The organism is Streptococcus sanguinis, assembly GCF_900475275.1.
GTDB classification, from domain to species: Bacteria; Bacillota; Bacilli; order Lactobacillales; family Streptococcaceae; genus Streptococcus; species Streptococcus sanguinis_N.
Map to the genome: position 1 here is coordinate 2,090,012 of NZ_LS483364.1, position 22,349 is coordinate 2,112,360.

Consider the following 22,349-nt stretch of genomic DNA (forward strand, 5'->3'; position numbering starts at 1 on the left):
CAGAACCCAGTTCGGACTTTTTAGTCTAAACTGGGTTTTTATTGACAAAAATAAGATGTCAGAATATAATAAGTATACTTATAAAAATCCAGAGGGAAAGCTAATGGAAAAATCGCAGTTTAACTCCATCTACAAAGATGAATACAAAAAATCAACCGGTCTGCTCTTTATCCGTGCCTACCACAAGTGGCATGGGCTGATAAAAAACAAACTGAGAACGATTGATTTGACCCATCCTCAGTTTGTCGTTCTGACCACTCTTGCTGCACTCCTGCGTCAGCAAGAATGGGTGAGTCAGACCCATATTGCACAATTTTCTGACATGGATGTTATGACCGTATCCCAAATCATCCGCCTCTTGGTCAAGAAAGAATTGATAATGCGGGAAGTCCATCCCAAGGACAGCCGTGCCAACATCATACTTCTAACGGATACGGGGCTGCAAAAGGTCAACCAAGCCCTCCCTCTAGTAGAGGGCATTGATCAGGCGTTCTTTGGAAAATTAGAAAATAATACAGAAACATTAAACCAACTCTTAATCAAACTGGAGGCAGAAAATGACTAGATTTTGGATTGGTGTCGTATCAAAAGAACATGTACTAAGAGGTGTAGAAGGTGGATTTTGCCAAGTCTGCCATGGTAAGAAAGCACCGCTGAACCGAATGAAAAAGGGGGACTATCTTCTGTACTACAGCCCCAAGTATCAGCTGAATGGTCAGGAAAAGCTGCAGGCCTTTACAGCAGTTGGCAAGATTCTAGATGACACTGCCTACCAAGTAGAGATGTTTGAAGGCTTTGTCCCATTTCGGCGAGATGTCAGCTACTACCAGCCTGTCAAAGACTGCCCCATTGAGCAAGTCCGACAACATCCTCAGTGGCGCCAATATGCTTCTCAGATAAGATACGGACATTTCGAAGTTTCGAAAGACTTTTTCCTTTATGTTTTTGAGCAAATGAAACTGGCCAGCCATGCAAATCAGTAAAAGCAGCTTCGTTTGACTTACACCTAAACCTTTACTCACCTGTCATTAAATCTAAAGTTCCGATTCTCAAGGAAAATCGGAACTTTTTGATTTGAAGTGAAATTATCGATTTATCAAATCAGCATAAAAGCAAATAAACTACCCGTAATCACATTTACTAAAGCATGTATAATCCAGCTAGCTAAAATGGAGCCATCGGATTTCTTTTCATTGACAAAGCCCATATAAGCCGCGATGCCACCCGTACACAAAATGATGAGCAGGGTTTGCTGCCAAGAGAGCACTGTTATAGACATTAAGCCATGGAGCAGACCAAAAAGAGCAGCTTGTATGGTGTTGGCTACCACAAAGGATAAGCGACTAGCCAATCTCTTTAAAAGAAAACCTCTGAATAGCAGTTCTTCCGACAGAGAAGTTTGAAAAATACCATAAATCAGAACAGCTGGCAAGGCTTGGAAGCCTAGGCCTGAGAAATTCGAAGTCGCTGTATCCAGATTTTTTACAGCAGGATATACTAGCAAAAATGAAAGAAGCAAGAAAGATAGCGAACCCAACAAAATCCACAGCCAGATCTTTCGGCTGCCAGCATCTTTTAGTGGTTTTAAGCCAAGCCATTCTAAAAATGGACTTTTTCTTCTAGCACTTATCAACCACCAAACAAAAGGAAGAAAAGCAAACAAAGCAATTTGAATCAGAGCATTCAGCATCTGTTGAACTAGATTTTCCATGATAAGAGACTCCTTTCTTTTCTTTAATATGATTATACAAGACAAACTTCAAGAATTTATAAAGTAATTCTAAAATATTTCTAAAGAATGAAAGAAATCATAAACATAAACAATCAAAGATTATTGCCACTTCCACTTGCTTACTATGCTTCTCATTTTTGGACTAAATGATGTCAAAAAACTCTTTAAAGGCCTATCTCAAAATCTAAGAAAAGTTGCAGATAAAAATAAGGCGATGAGTTCAAGGAAGGAAAAAACCTAAAACTTTATAACACAAAGTCAAATTTTCAGCCTATCTATCCTAGATAATTTTCTTTTTAGTCAAATACTCCCAGCTCCTGCTTATCCACTTCATCCCCCTCGGAGTCTCAATTTTTCAAACTCAGTACCATGCCAAAAGCTGTTTTTTCCTTCTTGCCAACCCGCTTACATTTTGCTACAATGATGTCAAAAATCAGCGAGGATAAATTATGCCACAACAACTTTTTAAAGAATTTGCCCAGCTAGATCAAGTGGAAGCTATTGTTCTCGGTGGCTCTCGTGCTGGACAGCATTTTGACAAAGACTCAGACTATGATGTTTATATCTACTTGACAGATTCCATTGCTCCCCTGACTCGACGCGATATCCTCAGCAAGTACTGCTCTTACATGGAAATCGGCAATCAGTTTTGGGAACTAGAGGATGACTGTGTGCTAAAGAGCAAGATCGAAATTGAGCTCATTTACCGTACACTGGATAGCTTTGATAAAGACCTCCAGACTGTAGTCCTAGACCACCAAGCCCAGAATGCCTATACCACCTGTATGTGGCACAATCTGCTTCACAGTAAAATCATCTACGACCGAAATGGTCGCTATGAGGCACTTCAGAACAAGTACAGACGACCTTATCCAGCTGAGCTGAAAAAGAATATTATCAAGAAGCAGCTCCTCTTACTCGATCAAGCCATGCCAGCTTTCTCCAAACAAATAGAAAAAGCGCTCAAGCGTCAGGATCTGCTCAGCATCAATCACCGCAGCAGTGAATTTTTTGCTTCCTATTTTGACTTGCTCTTCGCCCTAAACGAACAGACTCACCCTGGAGAAAAGAGAATGCTGGAGTTTGCAAAAACCAACTGCCTACTATTACCTCAGCATTTCGAAGAACATATACAGACCTATTTTCAAAAACTCTACACTGAGCCCGCTGAAGCCATAAAGCTTATCAATCAGCTAGTGACGACCATCAAAGAAATCATTCCTCAAGAAATGATTGATGGTTTTTAGAAATGTTGTAGGAAATTATACATTCATTGCTACAGAAGCAAAAAAATTAGGAGTTTGAACACTAGTGTTCAAACTCCTTTTCATACTTCTTCTCAGCGATTCTTCGTATCCAAGATAATGGTTACTGGACCATCATTAACTAGTTCTACCTGCATGTCTGCCCCAAAAATCCCCGTCCGAGTTGGCACCTCCTGCTGCAAGGCAAGATTAAAGGCATCATAAAAATTACTAGCCATCTCTGGCGGAGCAGCCTTGACAAAGGCTGGCCGATTACCCTTTTTGGTATCTGCATGCAGAGTGAATTGAGAAATCGACAAAACTTCTCCGCCAATGTCCTTGATAGACAAGTTCATCTTGCCCTCAGCATCGGAAAAAATCCGCATATTGACAATCTTCCTGACTGCATAATCCATATCCTCTTGACTATCGTCAGGCCCTACGCCTACTAGGAGCAGGAGACCTTGTCCAATACTGCTGCGCAGCTGCTGGTCAATGCTGACCTGAGCACGTTTCACGCGCTGAATCACTATTTTCATATCTTTTCCTTTGATTTAAGCAAGTCACCAAGGGTAACTTACAGCTCGATAATGATTTCCGAAATGGATCAACCATTGGTCCGCTTGACCGAGTAGACTTCTGGCACGCTCTTGATCTTATCCACCACCGTCGTCAGCATGGACAGATTAGCAATACCAAAAGAAACGTGGATATTAGCAAATTTCATATCCTTGGTCGGTTGAGCATTAACTGTTGAAATGTTTTTGGTGGTATTAGACAGAACCTGCAACACATCGTTGAGGAGGCCAGACCGGTTGAGACCGTAAATATCAATGTGAGCCGTGTACTCTTTGGTCGTATTGTTGTCTTCCCATTCCACATCAATCAGCCGCTGCTCGTAATTTTCCTGGGCCTTGAGATTCATGCAGTCCTGCCGGTGAATGGCTACACCGCGCCCTTTGGTAATATAGCCGACAATATCATCACCCGGTACAGGATTACAGCACTTGGCAATCCGGATGAGGAGACCAGACGCCCCCTGAATGACTACACCACCTTCGTGCTTAACCTTGAGAGTGTCTTTTTTGTTTTCGACCTTGACTTCGCCGCCCTTGACCAATTCCTCCGCTTCTGCTCTGGCCTTGGCCCGCTCTTCCTCACGACGCTCTTTTTCTGTCAAACGGTTGAAAATACTAATGGCACCAATCTCACCGAAGCCAATCGCCGCAAAAAGCGCCTCTTCAGTCTTATAACTTGTCTTCTGCAGCACTTCTTCCATGTGCTTCTTGTCCATGTACTTATTAGCTACATAGCCATGCTCCTGGAATTGAGCCTGCAAGAGCTCCCGCCCTTTGGAGATAGACAGCTCCTTGTCTTGATTTTTAAAGAACTGACGGATTTTATTTCTGGCCTTGCTGGTCTTGACAATATTGAGCCAGTCGCGGCTCGGTCCGAAGGAGTTAGCGTTGGTGATGATTTCCACCTGATCACCTGTCCTGAGCTTGGTTGTCAGAGGAACCATGCGGCCATTGACCTTGGCTCCTGTGGCTTTCTCACCGACCTTAGTATGGATCTCATAGGCAAAGTCAATGGGACCCGAGTCCTTAGGCAGAGAACGCACTGCTCCATCCGGTGTGAAGACGTAGATTTCCTCAGCTAGATAGCTCTCCTTGACCGAGTCAACGAAATCCTTGGCATTGTTAGACTGGTCTTGCAGCTCCATCAGCTCCTTGATCCAGTTCATCCCGATGGCTGATTCTTTGCTGTCTACCTGACCCTTGACACCTTTCTTGTAAGCCCAGTGGGCTGCAACCCCATACTCAGCGACCTCATGCATTTCCTTGGTCCGAATCTGAAACTCAATCGGACCTTTGGGTCCATAAACGGTCGTATGGATAGACTGGTAGCCATTGGCCTTGCGGTTAGCAATATAATCCTTGAACCGCCCCGGCATCGGCCGCCAAAGCTCATGAATGTAGCCCAGCATAGCATAAACATCACTTTGAGTATCCAAGATACAGCGAATGGCGATCAGATCATAAATCTCATCAAAACGCTTCTTCTTGTCCTGCATCTTGCGATAGATCGAGTAGATATGCTTGGGCCGGCCATAAATCTTGCCGTGCAGATTGCGCTCGCCAGCATAGGTCTCAATCTTCTGAACCACCTCTTCTACCAGTTCTTCACGCTCCCGACGCTTCTCCTTCATCATGTGGGAAATTTTGTAAAATTCCACTTCATTGAGATAACGGAAGGACAAATCTTCCAGCTCCCACTTGACACTGGAAATCCCCAGGCGGTGAGCCAAGGGGGCGTAGATTTCCATTGTTTCTCGGGAAATCCGCTCCTGCTTATCCTTGCGCAGATGCTTGAGCGTCCGCATATTGTGGAGACGGTCTGCCAGCTTGACCAAAATAACCCGGATATCCTCCGACATGGCCATCAGCATCTTACGGTGATTTTCTGCCAGCTGCTCCTCGTGGGATTTGTACTTGACCTTACCCAGCTTGGTAACCCCATCTACGATCACGCGTACATCCGTCCCAAACTCTCTTTCCAAATCATCCAGCGTCGCACGGGTATCCTCGACCACATCATGCAGGAAGCCGCAGGCGACCGTTACCGCATCTAGCTTGAGCGTGGCCAAAATCCCTGCCACCTGAATAGGATGCACAATATAAGGCTCACCTGACCTCCGAAACTGCCCACTGTGACAGTCAATCGCATAGATCAAAGCTTTCTGTATAAAGACCACATCCTCCGCAGCCAGATATTTTCTAGTAAGGGCCAATACCTGATCGCCCGTCAAATTCACTTCTTTTGGCATCTCGTCTCTCCAATTCCTGCCTACTATTTTATCACTTTTAGCCCAATATGAAAACCTAGAAGACGGTTCTGTGTTTGTTTTAGTACAAAAAAGTGGAATCAATAATAGGTAGTAAGATCTAAACTGAAGTTAGCCTCCTAAAACTAAAAAAACAGCTATATTTTATACTAATTGTTGAGCAAAACCCAAGCAAAGAAACATAGAGCCCAAAACTACTCCACCCTAAAATTTTGAAATGGATAATAGCTGAATAGCACCTCTTCAATTCTTGAAGCAAAAAGGGAAGTTGATCTCAAAATTTGAAAGGTAAACAGCATTCTTTATAAAATCTATAAGAAATATTTATTTAGTCCACCTAGTTAATATTTCAAGCAGCAGTCTGTTTAAAAATTTATTAAAATTGTTTGAGAAATCATTAAAAACAGCTATTTGAGCCTCAATTCTCATTTTTTATGTTGTCGCTTTAATCTTGAGATTAGGTTTCTATACTTTTACTTATCTATTCAAAATAAGGCTGTGACATTTCTATCACAGCCTTATCCAATAATTTAAGATCTATTAGAATAAACGAAGCTAAGTATAGATGATATACACAATATTAAAACTGGTTTCATCATTGCTTTCTACAACTTCCAGTAGCATTTCTATTGCTAAGATTCTACCTATTCAAATTGTTCCTCTTCTTCTTTTTCAACCGTCTTCTCTTTCTTTCTATGAGCATACTCTCTAATTGTCAGACCCGTAGCAATGTTGGTTAAAAGTAAGATTACGAGTAAGTAAACCCATATTGGAGTATTTGATAAAACACCAGATTGGCTTGTTTTTTCAGTTACAACAGGATTGGATAAGAAATTCAAAACAGCTTGGTTATCCGTTCCGTTTGAACGAGCATTCGATAATACTCCTTGAAAGTTCTTATTAAAATCAGTACTATCTTCAATATTTTTGGCCTGATTCTTAATAAGCGACTCTGTTTGTTGGTGAACTTCCTTCACTTCTCCTTGGACCCTTTTAGCTTGCTCTGCTAAAGTGTTAAATTGCGTATCCATAGATCCGATTGCATTTCCATTAGAGGCGATTGTATCAGATGTATTTCGAGTACTAGATGCAAGCTTTGTAACAATATCTAGCAGGCCATTACTACTATCATCAGTTGTATAAAGTCTATTATTAGATAAACTATCACTAGAACTTGTTGGAGAAACTTCCAGAAGTTCTGGACTATTTTTCTTCCACTCTTCATATTGTTTATTTAGATCGTCAACAGCTTGTTGATGCCAATCAGATAGTTCTCCAACAATTGCAGCAAAATAATCATTCGGTAATTCTTCTTTTGTCAGTTGTGGAAGAGAAGCAGTATTTTTCTGAAGTCGATTTATCTCTGCACTTAACTTAACATATAATTCAATCCCTGACTGTCGATATTGGTCCACATCTTCTGGTTGTAGTTTATCCGCTACAGACGATGGCGAAATATTCCCATACATCTTTGCAACTGAGTTACTTGCTGGATTAGCAATATCAATATCGTAGGACGAAGATGGGCTTCCATATAGGTTCTTAATCGTAGCTGCCGCGGTATCAATTCTAGATAGTTGTTCAAAAATATTAGACAAATCTGTCTTAATTAATGCATCATTTCCCTTATTGTTATCATAAAAGAAACTGTATTGTAAAGGTATTCTCTCACTACCAATCTCAAGCTCAAATGCAACCGTATTGAGACCATAATTAGGAGAAAGCTGAATTTGCAGTTGGAGACTAGTAGGTTCAGAAATACTATCAACACTTGGAACTACCGTAGCTCCCTGAGCCCCTTGAACCTGTATATTCGTCACACGGATAGTAGTTGCAGTATATTTATTACCCCCATTTCCTTCAGAAGTCATCTCAGGGTAAACATGCTCCATTGTAACTGTTTTTGCATCTGTTGACGGCAAAGAATCATTGGCTACCGTTATAAAAGTATAGCCTGGCATTGAGCCAGTAGTAGCACCTTTAACACTAGCATAGCTAGCTAACAAGTTTAATTTTGCATAATAAGAAGCAATTTGGTCATCTGTTAAAGCCCCAAACTCTTTTAGTTTATTAAATAAGGTCGCGTAATCCCCAGAATTAACACTAATAGAAGCAATTGTACTATTTACATAATTAGTATAATCTCCAGGCAACTCATCTGAATCTGATAAAGTATTAACAACCTGTTTGGCCAGCGCCTGCCTCACATTATCTTTATCCACACCATCACTAACAGCTTTTAAAATCGCATCTTTATCTTCTCCCAAAGAACTTGTATCAACCTGCACCCCGTTAAAATAATTCTGAGAAATTTGGTCACGAGAACCCTCAAGTGAGTTTTTAATAGACTCCAGTTCCTTTTGAGATTGCTCAATCTGCTCTTGAGAATGATTTATTTTATCATTATAACTTTCTATGTGCTTAGCTAAACGAAGCAAATAAGAATCTGGTTCATTTGGCTCAGTAGGTGCTTCTGTATTCCCAAAAAGATGTAAATAACTTATTGAATTTTTATAAAGGTCAAGATATAATTTGTTATCTTTATCATATTGATTCTTAACGGAGTTTCCTGCCACCTGAGCATTATGGTTAGCAACTTGTGATTGAACTTGCTTATACTTTAAAATTGGATCTGTTTGACCCATTAAAGATTCAGCATTTCTTTTTAATAAATCAGAAGTTGAAGTTTTGAAATTTGATGTTGCTTGCTCAAATGATCTATTAGAGGACTGAACACTCTCTGCAATTGAAGGGATCGAATCTATTGATTTGATACTCCTATCAGCGGGTTGAACAATTGAAGTAGACAAAGAATCGTAGATATCCGACTCATCACCAACGATTGTATTCATCTGAAGTTTTGCATCATCAAGGTTATTAATGACACTTGTAAAGTACAGGCGAATTGTTTTCTGATTCAAGCTATTAACATAATCTCCAACCTGCTGAGCCATCTCAAGCGACTGTTCTTTTTTTACAGAATCTTTTACTTTATATGTAATTTTAGCCTTTTCAGGATTAAAACTAGATAACTGCAATATATTGTGTGAAAAATCTTTAGGAATGTAAATGATAGCTTCAAGGGAATTGTCTTTGTACTGACTCTCCGCCTGATCCCTAGACATGACTTTCCAACTTGCCTTTTTTCTCTCATCTTTCGCTAGTAATTTTGTAAAATCATCTCCAAAATTATATTGAGCGCTATTTAACTGTTCGCCTTCGTCTTGATTTACAATCCCAATACGAAGATGCGTCTTCTCTTTAGTCCCTAGAACAAAAGAAAGGCTATCTGACTGTCCCATATAGATAAGAAGTCCTGCAGTAATTACTATACATAAAATAGCCAAGACTTTCCTAAGCAAGTGATTTTTTCCTTTTTTTATACCCATTATGGATTTTTCTCCTAAATTGATTTTAACATTATCATCAAAATATTTATAATTTATTCATGATAATATACATCCTACAATCATTATAATTATTACAAATAGTAGGATTTCTTCTATTATAGCATATTCAGAAATTATTATGGAAGCTTTATGTACCTATTTTTCTTGCGGAATTCTCAAACGATGAACACTTCTACCAACGAAGAACTGTGTTTCATTAAGTTCAACCAATGGTTCATTGTATTGAGTACGACCAGGCACAACTTTCTGTTCGTTAAAGATGGTACCAAACGTTCCCATTGGAACATTTTGGCGAAGCCGTTTGAAGAACGGTGTGAATTTGCTAACTATGCCACTTTGATAACCATGGAAAATCAAATGAATGTTGACCGACGAAGATTTTGTGAACAAAGTATTTACATCTTTATCCATCAGTACAATCTTATCACCAGCTAAGTTTATATCTGGAAGATAAACAAACATTGGTTGCTCTCTACGCTTACCAGACTGAATAATGCCTAATAGTTCACCAAGGAATTGGCTAATATTCGCCTCCTCAATTCTAGTATCAAAGTGTTCATTCATACCAACAAAACGTCCATCAGTATCAACCACTACGCGATCAACTTTCCCAGAAAACTCTGAAAAAGCAGATAATATCGTACGCTCAATACTATATGTTTGAGAAGGAGTATCATCCATGAGAAGAATAAATTCATAGTTCATTGGTTCGATAGAGCGAACCAACGTTGTTTCCTTATCATATCCAATTGGAATATTGTATTTTTGCCGTTCCTCTTGGACAGCTACATCATTTTCAAATTGCTCAAAAGTAATTTCATTAGCCAGCATTGGAACAGCTTCTGGTCTAGGGCCATCCCATAACTTATCCATTACCTCAATAGCGTTTTCTAAACTCTGCAGTCTTTCAAGATTGGAACTTCCTTCTGTTGCAAGGTATACTTGAAAACGAATAGGTTCTTCAAATCTAATCTGACCACGACCAGGAATTACTTGATCAGCTAGAGCATCAAAACCAATAAGATCTTTTTTAGAATCCTTGTCGACCAAATACAAAACAAACTGTGTAGCAAAATTACTTCGCATACTTAACTTCATAGTAGTGTTCCGAAGAACTGTTGCTATCAAATAGATACCTAAGCTTGCGCCCTCACGTAACACCTGATGAAAAGCGGATTCAACAGAACTTTCGAGTGGATGATCACGTACAGTATCATAAGAGTCAACAATATTTAAAATGAATGGTAAATACTGACCTGTCTTCTGCTCATACTGTTCAATAGAAGTAACTCCATATTCCGCCAATAAATCACGGCGTTTTTGTATTTCTTTTTGTAAACTCTTAAGGAGCTTCAATAGCTTTTCGGCATCATCTAGAGTAGCAATATCTGCCACATGCGGTAAACCTTTCAGAGGAAACAGTCCATTCGTTCCAAAATCAAACAGGTTAAATTGCATTTGATCTGGTCTATTAAGCCGAGCAAAATTCATAACTAGCGTCTGAAGTGCTTGAGATTTCCCAAACCCTGGGGAAGCATAAATGATACTGTGACTAAACTCTTCTAAATCAAACTCTAGCATCCGCTGATCCTGCTCTGAAGGAATATCCATTAGAGCAAAAGGAGCTTTGTGAAGTTTCTTCTCTGTCCATTTCGTAGTTAAAACCGGTGACGTAATATCTTCATCAAGCGGAGGTAACCATGGCTTAGCTGGTATACAAAGGTCTACATTCTTTGCGTGTTGAGCAATATATTCCACAACAGCATCTAGTTCAGTCTCATCAGTATTAGCATCTGTGCTGACCGTCTCTTCCAAGTAAGACAAATCTGTAGTAGCGAGTTCATACTGCCCCAGCTCATTGATTATCCAAAGCCGATTGTCAACTTCTTCACTACGAGCTTTCACTGTTGGTGCATATCGTGCTCCACTCCATGCTGATTGAAAGAGTTCATATATTTCATTATTCCCAACTTGTAAATAGGCACGACCTGGCTGAGTAATACTTGCAGCATCTGGTGTTTTTATAATCTCATTTGAATCCGCTTTTTCCGCCACTTTGAGTGCCAACTTAAATCGAGAATTAGACCAAATTTGATCATTAACAACTCCTGAAGGCTTTTGAGTAGCTAGAATCAAATGAATCCCTAGGGAACGTCCAATACGCGCTGTTGTTACAAGTTCTGTCATAAACTCAGGTTCATTTTGCTTCAACTCAGCAAACTCATCCGAGATCAAAAATAGATGTGGAAGCGGCTCAGTAGGGAAATCTCCCTCTATTCCAGAGCGACCTTCCTTGTATAATTTTGTATATCCATTAATATGATTGACCCCAAATCTACCAAATAGGCGTTGACGCTTTTGCAACTCTGCTCTAATGGAAGCTAACGCGCGTTGGATTCCTGCTCCATCTAAGTTTGTGATAACGCCCATCAAATGTGGCAAATCTTTAAATAAATTTGCCATCCCTCCACCTTTAAAGTCTATTGGGAGAAAACCAATATCTTCTGGACTAAAGTTTAATGCTAGCGATAAAATGTAAGATTGTAATATCTCCGACTTACCCGATCCTGTTGTCCCGGCAACAAGACCGTGGGGACCATGAGCGCGCTCATGTAAGTTCAAGTAGACAATATCATCTTTCCCTCGAACCCCAAGTGGAACAGCAAGGCTCTTCGATGTATCTCCTCGAGCCCATCGGCTAGAAATATTCAAGTCTCCAACCTGTTCCACATTATACAATTCTAAGAATGTAATTGCATCAGGAAGTGCATTTTTTTGAGTTTCCTCATGAACTAGATTACTTAAACTACGAACAGCACCTTCATAATCATCTATCAACGGATACGGAGTAAAAACTTGGTTTACATATATTCCTCTATTATTGATTAAAGTAGCTGTATCTCCATTCTTTAAATCAATAAGCGTGGTTACCGTTTCAGGTAATTGACGACGACTTTCTTTTACCCAAATAACAGTTACTCCAAAAGAAGCCAAATCTGCTCGTGAAAGACTTTCGTTGATAGCATGACCAGACAACAAGCGATCATCTGAAATGACTATCACAATCTGAGGTAAAAAGGTTCTTTCCTTCTGTTCCTTGTCTTGAATGCGAGACTGTAATACTTGATAAAGACTTGTAAGTACAGCATCTTTCGTACGATCATCATGTACAAAACCACGAACATTAATCATTGGTAACAGAAAATGAGGTAAAAACCGCCATTTCTTCCAAATTTGATCATAATCTTCCTGCGAAGTCAAATTAACAAATATTACATCGTGATAAGAATGAAAAGCTGCAACTTGCAATAAAAGTTGCTGGATAAACAACTGACCTATGTCATGTTGAGCAACCAGCCCAACAATATTCTGAGCAAGTGTTGTTGTAACAGGAACATCTTTTTGTTTCTCATAAGTCTTTAACAAATCTTGAGAAAAAATTGTTAGCTTGTCTTTGGTTAAAAAGTCTGTTTGATAATCAATTTGAAGCTGACTATCAATATCTCCCAAGCCAAGCGAGACAGTCATAAAATCCTCATTAAAAGGTAAGCGTTCATAGAGACGTTCATCATAACGCATAATCATATCAATTAACGTATTGATATTCGGTTGCTGATAAAATAGAATATTCTTTTCCTCTGCATAATGCTTATGTAGAGTGGATAATTGTTTTAATAAATACGCCTCGTAATCTTCTACCCTTGTTATCTTCTTTTGTTTATACTCTTTTTTATCAGTAAAATAACTCGTAATTGAAAATGCAGCTGTAAGAACACTCATGCCCCCCATACTCAACATCATAATGGCATTTCGTCCCATTAGAACAACTACCAAGCCAGAAAGAGCAACCATACCTAAAGGCGGAACAATTGCTCGCCAAATAGCATTTTTAGGTTTTGTTGGGGGATTTTTAGGTTTTTCTATTCTCTGACGTTTATCGTATATCGTGGGGAGTACTCGAGGACTACGACGATAAACTGGGAAATTAGATTGATAAATTGACTTTTTCTCTTCCAACAGGACACTTTGACTATTGAAATTTGCTTTCTCAAAGAACGATGAAATTTGCCATTGATTTTCTAAAAACTCTATAAAATAGTTCTCTACAAAAATACTATCTCCTTTTTTAAATTCAGAAATAATATCAGAAGAAATCAATTGCTCGTTCAAATAGAAGACACTGCCATTTGGATAGAGATAAACTTTACCATTGGAAAACAAAACATAAGCTTTCGAGTGAATAAGGAGATCTGCTTCTTTTTCTTTTGAAATAATAAAATCTTGATTTGGAGGAGAAATGTAACTAACAGAAATGTCACTCTCTTCTTCAAGGACAAAAACAGTCTTATTTTCAATAGTATTTTTTCCTCTGGTTAATTCTTTTCCATTAGAGTAGACCTTACTATCAGTCACGTTGAAAAAAAGTCCTTGCACTTCAGCACTGTCGCCTTCCATAAAAGTGAGTAAAGAAAGTCGATTGCCAAATATAACCACTTTGATTTGCTCAGAAATTTTATTAGAAATCAGTTCTTTTTCTGTATTGTGAAAAAATTTTTTGTCTTCCCTACTCATCTTTTTCTTCACCTACTTTTACACCTAGTTTTTTAGAAAGCTCCTCTATTTCCTTGCGATATTCACTTAATTTTTTTTGTTTATTAGCACCCTTCATATTCTTATCTTCACGGGTTTGTTCATATAAATTAGTATAAGCGTGCAGGGTCAACTGATCATCCCCAATATTCTGAGCTAAATCTAGAGATTTTTTATAGTCTCCCCTTCCAAGATAAATCCAATAATCTAAAAGATTTTCCTCGCTGGATGGAGTGATTGTGTTTAAAACGCTTGATTTCTGCTCCTCAGACAAGTTATCTAAATGAACATAAGAAGACGCTAAAACATATTTTGCTTCTTTACCTAAGCGATTTACTTGAAATTTTTGTAAATCGTCGGCAACATCGTCATAATGCTTAGAAATAAAATGGCTCTGTGCATCCACTGTCGCACGCTGAACAGGGATAGACCAAAAATAAAAATATGCTGCAAAAGCTCCTAAAGCAACAGTTGTAACGCTAAAAATTCCCATTCCAATAGAAAAAATACGCCAACTCCGTTTTGAAACCACTATCTTTTTTTTCTTTTCTTCCTGATAAGCTTTGTCGTAAGCTTCATTAACATATTTTATTACTTCTTCATATGTCTTACATGCAGCTATATCCTGTACCAATGAATCTCTTATTGCAGCTATACCATCTATTAGTAATTCAAAATCAAGTTTTGGTCGCAGAATAGAGACAACCAAAGCCTTGTAGCTCATTAGAAACGTTTCTGAAGTATAAGGTATAGGACTCATAATTCCTTCTAAACCAAAATGTAGAATCTTAACAACACTTCCTTGTAGAAATATATTTTTCGGATGGATATAAGAAACCTTAAAATTATGCTCAGAGAATGTCAAAGACTCCATTTTCTGAGCCAACTCCAAACGCTTTACTTCTGTCATCTCTTCCGCAATAAGATCTTTAAGACTATAAGAATATTTTGGCTTATCATAAATTAGTGATAAAAAACCATTATCTTCTAATGTCACGGCAGCATCCACATAATTTTCAATTGTAGATAACTTTTGACGAGAAAAATGGCTGGCTGGCAGAATAACCTTGACCTTTTCCTTACTGTATTTAATTTCAATTTTATCACTCATTTATAATTACCTCCAATACATCTCCATCCCCTAATGGATATTCCTTTAAAGCTCTATGCTGTTCTATTCTTAGAAGTTTTCCTCGAACCTCTAAATGCCAATTATTTTGATGAATAGATAATGTTTTATCTAGATTGTTTGAACACATTAACATCTTTACTCCCTGTAAAGATAATAGTTTAGAAAACCGAATATCTATTTCCTTATCTTCATATCTAATTGTTGCGTTTAAATATTTTTCCCCCATGAAAAATCCTTCCTAAATAAATTCCAATTAAAATCATTGCTACAATAAATAATACTGCACCAAGAATTGACCATATCATTGTGGCCCCTGATTCCTCTGTGTCTACAATAATACTGTCAGAAACCTGATAGTTCTGAAAAAGAGCATGTCGATAAACTTGGAGGTCGAGTCCATCACCACTCCGAACTTCTTTCTTACTGAAATTAGCTTGGTTTGCAGTCTTAAGCATTTCCTGAGCATCAGTTTTAGATTTCGTCGCTTCTTGCTCTATTCTATCCATAAATAAATTAGGTGCATAAATATGCTCAATTTCATTACCTTGGGAACGCTGCTTTTTTTGTGTTATCGAATCTGTTTTTAAATCTAATTCGCCGTCCTTAGCATAAACAGTACTTCCAGTAAACAATAACAATAAAAATATCACTAAAACTCGACTTGATTTTTTCAACATTTCATCTCTGCTTTCTAGCTTAAAAGACTAAGAAAAATATTCAGCATCCATAAGTACGTTATAAATATTCCTAAACAACATTTACCTATCATAAAAATCTGTAATAAATTTTATATTGACTAGTCTCATTCAAAGATTAGTCTTATTTTATCACGAATTGTATTAATATTCAAACTTTCAAACAGTTATTCACAAGCAGATTATGCTGTTGTGACAAAAAATAACACCTAAATTATTTTAGATGCTATGATATATAATTCTAAATCTAAATATACCGTCCCGATTTAATTGCAGTAGTTCTTACTTCCCTAAGGTACTTCTGATTTATCACCGATTAATATTCAAATATTATTGCTCAGAGTATTATCTATTACCTTTATTTAACGATATTTTTTTCTAACTTGCGCTACTCAAAACATCTCTAAATATCTTTCCCATAATCTTTTCATCAGAAAGGACATTTCGACTGCGATTATATCACAAACGAAGTAATCTCAAGAAAAAAATCGCTCTAATATAGCGATTCTTCTCATATCATTATTTAAATAGAACCTTTTGGAACTTCTGCTGACTTCATCCAAGTATCGTAATGCTCTTCAAAAGCCTTCTCATCTTCGTTTCTATATCCCTCAAATAAAACTTCTTTGACATTTTCTCTATTGAAAAAGAACAAATTGTCTGGTGTCTGCATCCCGTTCGGAATAACTACTGAACCGTAGTCAAAATAGACACTCTTAGTCCCTCCTTGACCATCTTCCACTTCGATTACACTAGCTCGTGAAACAATCATCACTTCACTACCATCACCATTTTTGAGGGTTACAACTGAACCCAAAGGTAAAATTTTATCTGTCATTTTATTCTCCTTGTTTTTCCAATTTTTCTACATTGCTTAGCGCAATAAAGTTCAACAATATTCTTAGAAATCAAAAAATCACTATTGCATCCCTTGACTTTAAAACAAAAATTAATCTCCATATTTTAAGATATCTTAAAGCAGCTCAAAACTTTCTTCTTTACTTATGTAATTCTTTTGTCACGATAGCTCCATCCGGTCCGACACTCATTTCTAAATATACATCAGGATTATCGTCAGCTTTACATACTACACTCAGTTTTCCACCATAGAATAAATCCAATATATCAAAACTCTTGGTAAGATTATTTTGATTATATAATACAAAAGAAACACCTAGCAAAAGTCCAGTTGCAACAATTTTAAATATCTCTCCTCCAATAGGATTACCTAACAAGTCTTTATAATTAAAAATAAAATCATAGGCATAGAAGAATCCAACCAAGGGGACTAGAAAAATCAATCCTTTTATCAAGCGCGTACCATTTCTATTCTCTTTCTTGCTCAAATCCTTCTCCACCTTTTGTTCTTCGTCCAATGTCTCCATAATAACCAAACTAATTGTTTGAGAGGTAACTTCTGCTCTATTGACATTTCGATACAAGGCACGTTCTACAAGGATAGTAATGAAAGCAAACTCTGCTATCCATATAAGAATAACACTCCAAAAAGTTGTTATGGTATATGTTCCATGCAAGAATAATCTAAAGAAAGAAATTATTCCTCCTCCACTAGACAAAAACAGGACAACTAAAAGAGGTATATGCCGATTCATCCTGCTTGATTTCTCTGTATCTAATAGTTTACTCTTCGGTGCCTCTAAAAGTTCGTGGGTCTTACAATCAAAATAAATAGCTTTATCGCCATATTGATTAAAAAACATACGACGTCTTATAAAAAACATTCTAGCCTCTTTCTAATATTTATCGGATTCCCGTTACCACAGCTTGGGTAGCTTCCACTCTCCGTGTGAAAACTTATCCCATACATGATTGATCCCTTTTCCAACTGCATCTCCGATAATCGTCCCTGCTACTGTTCCTATTACCGTTCCTACTACAGGGATTGGAATAGCAGAGCCAATAACTGCTCCGACTTGAGCTCCGACTACCGCGCCACTAAAGCTACCTGCTGCATGGGCGACTCCATCAGCTAGTGCATGAGCATCCCCATATTTGCCCCTATTCTGTTGGAATGTATCCCAACCATCTTTCAACGCTAATACTGTGCCAATAGCGCCTACTTGCTTTACTGCTCCGAAGCCTTTTTGAGAAACAGCAGATTTCATATTTCTTAATACATCTTCTTTAAGAAATGCTTTATTAAGTTTCCCTAGAGAATCTTTTACAACACGCACATCATCTACATGGCCTCCGATGAATTTACCAAATTTAGTAGCCCAACCAGCAATCTTCTCCCCTTTTGCAAGAGATTTAGCTGCTCGTGCAAGAGCTTGAGTCCCAGTACGAGTGCCAGAATTAATCATAACAAAATTAGCTCCTCTAACACCGTATTGAAGCAATTTACGACCTACCGATTTCCTAATTAAGGAATTTACCATTGCTCCAGCCTTAGTTGAAGCTGCTTTAAAGCCTTCTATTCCTAAAGATTGCGCAATAGATTTTAGTTCTTCTACAATATAGTCTAACACCTTTATAGGTGTCGAATTTAAAACAGAATTGGTAACTTCCTCAACTCCATCCATAAAGGCAGTGCCTTTATAAAATGCCTGTGCTTCTTTTGAAGTAAAGGAACTCTTACCTGCTCCTTCCAGTCCCTTCAGAGCAGTCGCCTGAACTTGTAACAGCTTGCTATACTCATCTCCCCGCTTCCAACCGTTGAAGCTGGCCATATTGGTTTTAGTATCAGTCAAAATGGTCTTTCCTTCTGACAAAGGAGTGGTAATTGCGCTGGCATCTGGATTCGTCAGACTGATAATATCAGAGATGGAGCTATAAATATTTGCCGTTGCTTGATTCACCGTACTAATATTGGTTTCTATGCTCGAAAAGCCATCCAAAAGTCCCTGCAAATAATCCGTATCAATAATCGCATCTGCTGCTGTCTCTGAAACTGTTGATTTAAATTGTTCGATGGTCTTATCGTATTGAGCAGAAAGAACGGCTAAAGCATTAGAAAAATTCGTCAATAAGGGAACCTGATGATTGCTAATCTTGGAATCAATTGCTCCCTTAACATCTCCTTTGAGACTTTCCGAACTTACCAAATTCACAAAAGAGGTCTTAGCTGTCTCAAGCTGAGTTGTAATCGAGGTTTGTGAGTTAGACAATGCTGTCTTCTGGTTATGAACCTCTTTAATATATCCATTATAATGGTCCAGACACTATCGGGAATCATTCTCTTTCCATTATACCACAGTTTCAATAGCCGAGAACTAGAAAATCGCTTCAATACAATGAAGCGATTTTCTAGTTCTATTAAGAATCATAAAACTGATTCTATGCGATAGAATACCCACCTACACTACCTTTTTATTTGACAATTTCCTTTCTTGGAATAGTCAATTCTGATTCCCAGCCATGATAAATTTCCAAAAAGCGAGATTCTTCCTCATCTCTATATCCCTCAAAAATTATTTTATCTATATTTTCATGCTGGAAAAAAATTGTTGAATCTGGTTGTAAGCCTTGGGGATAAAGAACTCCCATATAATCCGTAAATACTTGTTTTCCAGTATCAGGATCATCAAAAATAACTCCACGACCAACAATAACTAATTTCTGGGTTCCTTCTTCCAAATAAACAATACTACCTAACGGTAATAATTCTTTTGATTTACTCATTTTCTAATAACTCCTTATGTTTTTTTAAATATTTTTTCCCATACCATTCCTCTACAGTCTTACCTTCCCACTGACGATATTCTTCTGGGTATTTCCATTTGTAATAGGCTTGGAGAAAATATGGTAAACCTATAAAAACAATTATTGCAATCACCATAATATTAGCAAAGACCCATAGAAGTAAAAAACCAAATGCTTTCATGGAATTTGAAATATCTACAGTAAAGCTTCCGAAAATATATTTTATAACAATACCAATCCCTAAAATCCCCATGCCGTAAATAGAAATCATTTTAGCAATCTTATCACGAAAAGTCACTTGTCTATCCTCATCATACATAAGCTTTCTTAATCCTGTTAACTCCATACTAAACATCATGTAAGTGAAGATCATTATTACTCCATATATAACAATAATTTCCCAAAATGCCAAATTTGCTAATAGAATGTCAATAACTATCAGATCTATTTCTAATAAAAACCAAAGCATAAATGTAAAAGCATGAAACTGATAGCGATAAGGCAAAAGATAAGTTCGTTTAATAAATTTCCCAATCACTACGAATAGTAGCCAAAGTATAAGAAAAATCAAAAAAACATTTACCGTCAACGACACGTGCTCCGCTATCGGAAGAGTCAAAGTCTCACTATCATGAAATTCCATAGATACAACAAGCAACATAAAGTTAAATCCAACAGGAAAAATTAGACCTAAAATAAAACTTCGAATTCGAAACCAAAGCGATGCCTGGCCTTTCTTAAAATATTTACCAATTTTATCATGTTGATCCTGTTGTAACTTTCGGAATCCATCATCTTCTAGATTAAGACTTTCTTCAAAACTTGCGTTAAAAATAGATCTTTTCTTCATACTTTTCACCCAAATCCTAGTGCCTTACCTATTCCACCTATTCCGTTGGAAACTGCATTCGCAACTCCTTTGATTCCATTTCCAACCTTGTTAACAATATTTTTGGTTCCTTTTACTGGGTCATCAAAGAATTTAGGTTCAAGCCACTTAATTCCTTGAATAGCTGCTCCAGCAAGGAATCCGACCCCTGCTCCAACGGGACCACCTATCGCACCTCCAATAGTAGCACCCTCCAACGGACCAACACTGGCAACAGCATCAAGAGCACCTCGGCCAACTGCTTTACCCAAATCACCCGATTTAGAATACTCATTAATACCACTAGAAATAGCAGTGAAGCCCAGATCTGCGAATGTTGCAACAGTTCCTAATTTCCCTATAAACTTTATACCTTTGCCCAAAAACTTAGCATCACCAACAAAATTTCTACCAGTTTTAATTGCTTCTTCTAAAGATTTGAAGTTAGAAACTTTCTGCAAGCCCCATTTAGCAAATGATTTTAAAGGACTAGCTGCCTTTTGCAACCAATCATATCCTGTACCCATCGCTTTTCCCAATTTGCCACCAAATTTACCCAACGACTCGTACTTTGCCATTCCATCCAGAATCTTTGAGACAAACTTATAGGCTTTAGGACCTTTCTTTTCTAGCGCGTCTAAAATCTCCCAAATACCATCCGACTTAAGGAGTGCCTTAGTTAATCTTGCAGGAGTAAGCCCTAGAATTTGTGTAATGCGCTTCACTTCATCCCTACCCATAAAGGCTACAAAGCGGTCATATTCATTCCACCTCTTCCATTTCCCCAAATCTTTATTAATCGTCTTAGAAACCAATCCTAACAGTTCTACTGGTGTTGAGCCATTTGCTTTGGAGGAAATTTTCTTAACTGCCTTTAAGAAATCTTGGCTAGTATAGAACGCCTTGGCTTCTGCATCAGTAAATGAAAGACCCGCCATAGTAGAAAGACTTGCTAAAGTTTGAGTTTGCGACTGCAGTACCTTACTATATTCATCTCCCCGCTTCCAACCATTGAAGCTGGCCATATTGGTTTTAGTATCAGTCAAAATGGTCTTTCCTTCTGACAAAGGAGTGGTAATTGCGCTGGCATCTGGATTCGTCAGACTGAGAATATCAGAGATGGAACTATAAATATTTGCCGTTGCTTGATTTACCGTACTAATATTGGTCTCTATACTCGAAAAGCCATCTAAAAGCCCTTGTAAATAATCCGTATCAATAATTGCATCTGCCGCTGTCTCTGAAACTGTTGATTTAAACTGGTCAATAGTCTTATCATATTGAGCAGAGAGCACCGCTAAAGCATTAGAAAAATTCGTCAATAAGGGAACCTGATGATTACTAATCTTGGCATCAATAGCTTCCTTGACATCTCCTTTGAGGCTTTCCGAACTTACCAAATTCACAAAAGAGGTCTTAGCTGTCTCAAGCTGAGTTGTAATCGAGGTTTGTGAGTTAGACAATGCCGTCTTCTGGTTATGAACCTCTGTCATATCTATTTTCATCTATCTTCTCCTTCAATACTATGTGTCATGGAAAAAATCCTCTGTCGAAAATAATCCCTACGATACTGCTGATCTACATAAGATTGATCCAAATTATCACTGTAACCTTCTTGGATAACCTGAGAAATCAAATAGCTTGGGATAAACAAAGGTTCAATATCTGGCCTCATACCATAGGGATAGATGCTAGCTAGATAATCTATGTATTCCCGATCATCTGGTTCAGAGATTAACCTACGCCCCGTAACCATCGCCATAAGGGGAACTTTAGCTTTCTCCATCTCGGATACCAATTCCTCTGGAAGCAACTCACGATCTAACTCTACCAAACTGCCCAAGGGGAGGATTGGAGCCAACAGTAAATCAGTGCAAGATAACCAAATTCTAAAGTCTTTCATAGACAAAACGAGCTCCGAGCCTAAATAAGCCAGAGTTGCTTTTTCTCTTTCCCAATCAAACTCCATCGTAACAGATGTGCCAAGCAAGCTACTGTAGCTATAAAAGGACTCTTTCTTGACAATTGCTAACTGAAGCCTACGAAATGCATCTCCTTGACTAATTAAGGATTGACCCACTTGCTCCAAAATGGCTCTCTCACCCTCATCAATTCCTAATTGAAGTAAGGAATTTTGATAAAGGTCACTTATCTCATTCATCTATCTCGT

At 38.0% G+C, this 22,349-nt stretch carries 18 protein-coding genes; 3 read left to right on the forward strand and 15 right to left on the reverse strand.

Translation table 11 applies throughout. The annotated features are described in order from the left end of the window. The first annotated feature begins 103 nt into the window (after positions 1–103). Entirely contained in the window at positions 104–565 is a 462-nt protein-coding gene (locus DQM55_RS10370; protein ID WP_111676963.1) for a MarR family winged helix-turn-helix transcriptional regulator, read from the forward strand. Further along, positions 558–983: an EVE domain-containing protein gene (locus tag DQM55_RS10375; RefSeq protein WP_111676649.1), complete on the forward strand. Its 426-nt coding sequence runs from the start codon at positions 558–560 to the stop codon at positions 981–983. The genes DQM55_RS10370 and DQM55_RS10375 overlap by 8 nt, the downstream gene beginning before the upstream one ends. 113 nt (positions 984–1,096) lie before the next feature. Here the strand turns inward: DQM55_RS10375 and DQM55_RS10380 are convergent, their stop codons facing one another. Next, positions 1,097–1,711 carry a CPBP family intramembrane glutamic endopeptidase gene (locus tag DQM55_RS10380; RefSeq protein ID WP_002911124.1) on the reverse strand — a complete coding sequence of 205 codons (615 nt, stop codon included), beginning with the start codon at positions 1,709–1,711 and terminating at the stop codon, positions 1,097–1,099. Positions 1,712–2,181: 470 nt separating this feature from the next. Between DQM55_RS10380 and DQM55_RS10390 the strand changes: the two genes are divergently transcribed. After that, positions 2,182–2,979 carry a DUF4037 domain-containing protein gene (locus DQM55_RS10390; RefSeq protein WP_111676651.1) on the forward strand — a complete coding sequence of 266 codons (798 nt, stop codon included), beginning with the start codon at positions 2,182–2,184 and terminating at the stop codon, positions 2,977–2,979. A gap of 92 nt (positions 2,980–3,071) precedes the next feature. Here DQM55_RS10390 and dtd read toward each other — a convergent pair whose 3' ends face one another. From dtd to DQM55_RS10460, 14 genes are all read right to left on the reverse strand, one after another. Continuing rightward, entirely contained in the window at positions 3,072–3,515 is a 444-nt protein-coding gene (dtd, locus tag DQM55_RS10395; RefSeq protein WP_111676653.1) for a D-aminoacyl-tRNA deacylase, read from the reverse strand. Positions 3,516–3,583: 68 nt separating this feature from the next. Then, positions 3,584–5,803 carry a RelA/SpoT family protein gene (locus DQM55_RS10400; RefSeq protein ID WP_111676655.1) on the reverse strand — a complete coding sequence of 740 codons (2,220 nt, stop codon included), beginning with the start codon at positions 5,801–5,803 and terminating at the stop codon, positions 3,584–3,586. 662 nt (positions 5,804–6,465) lie between these two features. Continuing rightward, a complete protein-coding gene (gene esaA, locus DQM55_RS10405) occupies positions 6,466–9,210 on the reverse strand; it encodes a type VII secretion protein EsaA (protein WP_111676657.1) in 2,745 nt (914 codons plus the stop codon). A 156-nt stretch (positions 9,211–9,366) separates the two neighbouring features. Continuing rightward, the gene (gene essC, locus DQM55_RS10410) at positions 9,367–13,803 is read right to left on the reverse strand and encodes a type VII secretion protein EssC (RefSeq protein WP_111676659.1); all 4,437 of its coding nucleotides are present in this window, start codon (positions 13,801–13,803) and stop codon (positions 9,367–9,369) included. After that, positions 13,796–14,932 (reverse strand): type VII secretion protein EssB, encoded by a 1,137-nt coding sequence (gene essB, locus DQM55_RS10415; RefSeq protein WP_002916150.1) that lies wholly within the window; start codon positions 14,930–14,932, stop codon positions 13,796–13,798. Before essB ends, essC begins: the two co-directional genes overlap by 8 nt. Next, positions 14,925–15,179, reverse strand: coding sequence for a hypothetical protein (locus DQM55_RS10420; RefSeq protein WP_002916152.1), 255 nt, complete (start codon positions 15,177–15,179; stop codon positions 14,925–14,927). The genes essB and DQM55_RS10420 overlap by 8 nt, the downstream gene beginning before the upstream one ends. Next, positions 15,148–15,630, reverse strand: a complete 483-nt coding sequence (locus DQM55_RS10425; protein WP_002916155.1) for a type VII secretion EssA family protein — start codon at positions 15,628–15,630, stop codon at positions 15,148–15,150. Before DQM55_RS10425 ends, DQM55_RS10420 begins: the two co-directional genes overlap by 32 nt. A gap of 541 nt (positions 15,631–16,171) precedes the next feature. Further along, positions 16,172–16,486: a DUF4176 domain-containing protein gene (locus DQM55_RS10430; protein WP_032909781.1), complete on the reverse strand. Its 315-nt coding sequence runs from the start codon at positions 16,484–16,486 to the stop codon at positions 16,172–16,174. A 160-nt stretch (positions 16,487–16,646) separates the two neighbouring features. Beyond that, on the reverse strand, positions 16,647–17,369 hold the full coding sequence (locus DQM55_RS10435; RefSeq protein ID WP_111676964.1) for a hypothetical protein: 723 nt from the start codon (positions 17,367–17,369) through the stop codon (positions 16,647–16,649). A 54-nt stretch (positions 17,370–17,423) separates the two neighbouring features. Next, positions 17,424–18,776, reverse strand: a complete 1,353-nt coding sequence (locus DQM55_RS10440; RefSeq protein WP_231909441.1) for a T7SS effector LXG polymorphic toxin — start codon at positions 18,774–18,776, stop codon at positions 17,424–17,426. Between the two features lie 202 nt (positions 18,777–18,978). Further along, complete coding sequence (locus tag DQM55_RS10445) at positions 18,979–19,290, reverse strand: DUF4176 domain-containing protein (protein WP_111676663.1); 312 nt, start codon at positions 19,288–19,290, stop codon at positions 18,979–18,981. Beyond that, positions 19,283–20,161, reverse strand: a complete 879-nt coding sequence (locus DQM55_RS10450) for a hypothetical protein (protein WP_111676665.1) — start codon at positions 20,159–20,161, stop codon at positions 19,283–19,285. The genes DQM55_RS10445 and DQM55_RS10450 overlap by 8 nt, the downstream gene beginning before the upstream one ends. Before the next feature lie 5 nt (positions 20,162–20,166). Beyond that, positions 20,167–21,684, reverse strand: a complete 1,518-nt coding sequence (locus DQM55_RS10455) for a T7SS effector LXG polymorphic toxin (RefSeq protein ID WP_111676667.1) — start codon at positions 21,682–21,684, stop codon at positions 20,167–20,169. Then, on the reverse strand, positions 21,681–22,340 hold the full coding sequence (locus DQM55_RS10460) for a DUF4176 domain-containing protein (RefSeq protein ID WP_111676669.1): 660 nt from the start codon (positions 22,338–22,340) through the stop codon (positions 21,681–21,683). Before DQM55_RS10460 ends, DQM55_RS10455 begins: the two co-directional genes overlap by 4 nt. Positions 22,341–22,349 lie beyond the last annotated feature (9 nt).

Coding starts and splice junctions, on each gene's coding strand:
- essC (WP_111676659.1), bottom strand. CDS start 13,803: ATGAGTAGGGAAGACAAAAAATTTTTTCACAATACAGAAAAAGAACTG.
- DQM55_RS10425 (WP_002916155.1), bottom strand. CDS start 15,630: ATGTTGAAAAAATCAAGTCGAGTTTTAGTGATATTTTTATTGTTATTG.
- DQM55_RS10370 (WP_111676963.1), top strand. CDS start 104: ATGGAAAAATCGCAGTTTAACTCCATCTACAAAGATGAATACAAAAAA.
- DQM55_RS10435 (WP_111676964.1), bottom strand. CDS start 17,369: ATGTTTTTTAATCAATATGGCGATAAAGCTATTTATTTTGATTGTAAG.
- DQM55_RS10430 (WP_032909781.1), bottom strand. CDS start 16,486: ATGACAGATAAAATTTTACCTTTGGGTTCAGTTGTAACCCTCAAAAAT.
- DQM55_RS10420 (WP_002916152.1), bottom strand. CDS start 15,179: ATGGGGGAAAAATATTTAAACGCAACAATTAGATATGAAGATAAGGAA.
- essB (WP_002916150.1), bottom strand. CDS start 14,932: ATGAGTGATAAAATTGAAATTAAATACAGTAAGGAAAAGGTCAAGGTT.
- DQM55_RS10455 (WP_111676667.1), bottom strand. CDS start 21,684: ATGAAAATAGATATGACAGAGGTTCATAACCAGAAGACGGCATTGTCT.
- DQM55_RS10380 (WP_002911124.1), bottom strand. CDS start 1,711: ATGGAAAATCTAGTTCAACAGATGCTGAATGCTCTGATTCAAATTGCT.
- DQM55_RS10390 (WP_111676651.1), top strand. CDS start 2,182: ATGCCACAACAACTTTTTAAAGAATTTGCCCAGCTAGATCAAGTGGAA.
- DQM55_RS10400 (WP_111676655.1), bottom strand. CDS start 5,803: ATGCCAAAAGAAGTGAATTTGACGGGCGATCAGGTATTGGCCCTTACT.
- DQM55_RS10375 (WP_111676649.1), top strand. CDS start 558: ATGACTAGATTTTGGATTGGTGTCGTATCAAAAGAACATGTACTAAGA.
- DQM55_RS10450 (WP_111676665.1), bottom strand. CDS start 20,161: ATGAAGAAAAGATCTATTTTTAACGCAAGTTTTGAAGAAAGTCTTAAT.
- DQM55_RS10445 (WP_111676663.1), bottom strand. CDS start 19,290: ATGAGTAAATCAAAAGAATTATTACCGTTAGGTAGTATTGTTTATTTG.
- DQM55_RS10460 (WP_111676669.1), bottom strand. CDS start 22,340: ATGAATGAGATAAGTGACCTTTATCAAAATTCCTTACTTCAATTAGGA.
- dtd (WP_111676653.1), bottom strand. CDS start 3,515: ATGAAAATAGTGATTCAGCGCGTGAAACGTGCTCAGGTCAGCATTGAC.
- esaA (WP_111676657.1), bottom strand. CDS start 9,210: ATGGGTATAAAAAAAGGAAAAAATCACTTGCTTAGGAAAGTCTTGGCT.